This window comes from Nioella sp. (assembly GCF_964229645.1).
Taxonomy (GTDB): domain Bacteria; phylum Pseudomonadota; class Alphaproteobacteria; order Rhodobacterales; family Rhodobacteraceae; genus Nioella.
The window spans coordinates 1-2874 of the sequence record NZ_CAXREX010000238.1 but is presented as its reverse complement, the minus strand read 5'-3'; the positions used below and the strand labels follow the sequence as shown (position 1 = coordinate 2874).

General features: G+C 66.2%; 4 protein-coding genes. 1 reads left to right on the top strand and 3 read right to left on the bottom strand.

From position 1 onward, the window contains the following. The 3 genes from ACEQXV_RS15970 to ACEQXV_RS15960 all read right to left on the bottom strand — a co-directional run. Positions 1–830 (bottom strand): CCA tRNA nucleotidyltransferase (locus ACEQXV_RS15970; protein ID WP_370269991.1); only part of this gene is annotated, 830 nt, incomplete at its 3' end. After that, positions 830–1432, bottom strand: coding sequence for a CoA pyrophosphatase (locus tag ACEQXV_RS15965; protein WP_370269990.1), 603 nt, complete (start codon positions 1430–1432; stop codon positions 830–832). The genes ACEQXV_RS15970 and ACEQXV_RS15965, both read right to left, overlap by 1 nt. Continuing rightward, positions 1422–2411, bottom strand: coding sequence for an Hsp33 family molecular chaperone HslO (locus ACEQXV_RS15960; protein ID WP_093449161.1), 990 nt, complete (start codon positions 2409–2411; stop codon positions 1422–1424). Before ACEQXV_RS15960 ends, ACEQXV_RS15965 begins: the two co-directional genes overlap by 11 nt. 84 nt (positions 2412–2495) lie before the next feature. On the opposite strand from ACEQXV_RS15960, the gene ACEQXV_RS15955 reads away from it, so the two are divergent. Next, a partial coding sequence (locus ACEQXV_RS15955) for an NUDIX domain-containing protein (RefSeq protein ID WP_370269988.1) occupies positions 2496–2874 on the top strand: 379 nt, incomplete at its 3' end.

Below are 2874 nucleotides of genomic sequence, written 5' to 3'. Positions count from 1 at the left end.
CGGCTGAGGCGCAGGTGGTCCCCCACATCTGCCCCGCCCAGGATCGCCAGACGCCGCAGCGGATCGGCGGGAAGATCGCCTTCCAAATGAACCAGAACGGCCAGCGCCCGGTCGTCGGCGCCGGGCAGCACATGGCCCAGCACGCCGGTCTGGCGCATGGCGGCCACGGCGGGCGCGGGATCGGGGGCGCGCAGCAGCTTGATCACCTCGTGCCCGATGCGTTCGCGGGACAGCTGCGCCAGCCCCTCGGCCCCGGCGGCAATGGCCGCGAGGGCATCGGGATCCATCCCACGGTCGGGATCGCCATACCAGGCGTGAAACCGGAAATAGCGCAGGATACGCAGGTAATCCTCGGCAATGCGCTGATCCGGGTCGCCCACAAATCGCAGGTGCCGCGCATTCAGATCCGCCAGCCCGCCAAGCGGGTCAACCAACGTGCCGTCAGGCCGGGCATAAAGCGCATTCATGGTGAAATCGCGCCGCGCCGCATCCGCGGCCACGTCGGTGGAAAAGGCCACGGTGGCGTGGCGGCCATCGGTGTCGACGTCATGGCGGAAGGTCGTGACCTCGTGCCCCAGCCCCTCGGCCACAAGGGTGACGGTGCCGTGGTCAATACCCGTGGGCACCGCCTTGAGGCCCGAGGCCCTGGCCGCCGCGATCACCTGATCGGGCGTGGCGTCGGTGGCAATGTCGATATCCCCGACAACACGGCCCAGCAAAGCGTCACGCACGCAGCCGCCGACAAACAGCGCCTGATGCCCGGCCCCGGTCAGCGCATCACAGACGGCGCGCGTTCCCGGATGCGTCAGCCAGGCACCCGTGACCCGCATCACGCCATCCGATCCGCAAGAACCCGACAGATCCGCGCCGTGGCACCCCAGATGTAGTAGGGCCCATAGGGCACGGCGTAATAATACCGGCGCTGCCCGCGCCAGCGGCGCCCGTGCACCAGGTAATTCGCCGGATCAAGAAGATGCGCCAGGGGTACCTCGAACGCCTCTTCGACCTCACCGGGTTCGGGGCGTTTGACGAAATCCGCCGTCACCCGCGCCACCACGGGCGTCATGGAAAAGACGCTGACGGTTTCATGCTTTGGCAGGTAGCCCAGAACCTCGACCAGCTCGGGCGGCAGGCCGATTTCCTCGTGGGATTCGCGCAGCGCGGCGGCGGTGACATCGGCATCAGTCGGTTCGACCTTGCCCCCGGGAAAGGCGATCTGCCCGGGATGATGTTTCAGATGCGAGGTCCGCTTGGTCAGGATCACGTTGACCTGGCCGTCGCGTTCGATCAGCGGCACCAGCACACCGGCCGGCCGCAGCTTGGAGGGATCCGCGATCCCCCCAGCCCCGTTCAGATCAAAATCCGAGGAGCCCTGCCCCGGGCGGGACAGGGCGTCGCGGATGCGATCATAGACGCGGGCGTCAGCCTTCATCCGATGTCCCGGCCTCGAAGCCGACGCTTTTCGGATCCAGCACGTAATGCGCGCCGCAGAACTGGCAATCCGCCGTGACCTGGCCGTCGTCGGTGGTCATTTTCTCGATATCCTTGGCGGAATAGATCGACAGGGACTGACGCACGCGATCCTCGGAACAGGTGCAGCCAAAGCGCACCGGCTGGGACCCGAAGACGCGCGGCTGTTCCTCGTGAAACAGTCGGACCAGCAGATCGGTCGGCGCGACGCTTGGGCCGATCAACTCTAGATCGTCGACCGTATCAAGGTGGAAGTTCACGCGGTTCCAATCCTCTTCCCGGTCGCCTTCGACCAGGTCCGAGGCCACTAGAAGACCGCCTTCGCCTGTGCCGCCCTCACCGGCGACATGTTCGCCGGCCTCGGGCATCACCTGGATCATCACGCCGCCGGCGCGCCAGTGTTCGACACCGCCCGCTTCGGTCGACTTGCCGAAGGACAGCGAAAACCGGGTCGGAAGCTGTTCGGACTGGGCAAAGTAGGCCTCGGCGCAGGCGCGCAGCGATCCACCGGCCAGCGGGGTGATCCCCTGGTAGGGCTGCATACCCTTGCCCTGGTCGATCAGGATCGCGAAATAGCCTTCGCCGATCTGGTCAAAGGGTGCGCTGTCGGTCAGCCGGTCACGGTCAAAGCTGGCATAGGCCCGGATGCGGGCCGGGTCGCCCTCTTTCTCGGGGCCGTAGTAATCGGTGGCGATCATGCGCACCGCGCCCTTGGACTGCACCTGAAGCGACAGTTTCCAGCGCAGCTTGATCGTCTGGCCGATCAGCGCGGTCAGCAGGGCCATCTCGGCGACCAGCGCCTCGACCTGCGGGGGGTAGTCATGTTGCTTGAGGATGCCGCCAAGCACGCCGTCCAGCCGCGCCACGCGGCCGCGCACGTCAGAAGCATCAAGCTGAAAGGGCAGGACGGTGTCGTCCCAGGCCAGTTTCGATCCGATCATCGTGGGGTTTCCTTCTGAGCCTGTCACAGGCATATCTTGGCCAGCACCTAGGGGCAATGATGCCCCGTTACAAGGCAGAGCCCCATGCGCCGTTACGGAGAGCCCCCCGAAAAGCATCGCCGCTATGCGTTCCGCGCAGGAGTCTACGCGATCCTTCCGCTGAACGGATCGCTTCTTCTGACCCATCAGGCCGAACCCACGCCCGAGTTCCAGCTGCCCGGCGGCGGCATTGATCCGGGCGAACATCCCCTGACTGCCCTGCACCGCGAGGTGTTCGAGGAAACCGGCTATCGCATCGCCGCCCCCCGTCGCATCGGAGCCTTCCGGCGGTTCACCTACATGCCAGACTACGACAAATGGGCCGAAAAGATCTGCGCCATCTATGTCGCCCGTCCGATCCGCCCCCATGGGCCGCCGCGCGAACCCGGCCATACCGCGATCTGGACGCCCGCCGATCTGGCGG

What these genes read in the sequence shown, in the direction of transcription:
- ACEQXV_RS15965 (WP_370269990.1), bottom strand. Translation starts at nt 1,432, where the DNA reads ATGAAGGCTGACGCCCGCGTCTATGATCGCATCCGCGACGCCCTGTCC.
- ACEQXV_RS15960 (WP_093449161.1), bottom strand. Translation starts at nt 2,411, where the DNA reads ATGATCGGATCGAAACTGGCCTGGGACGACACCGTCCTGCCCTTTCAG.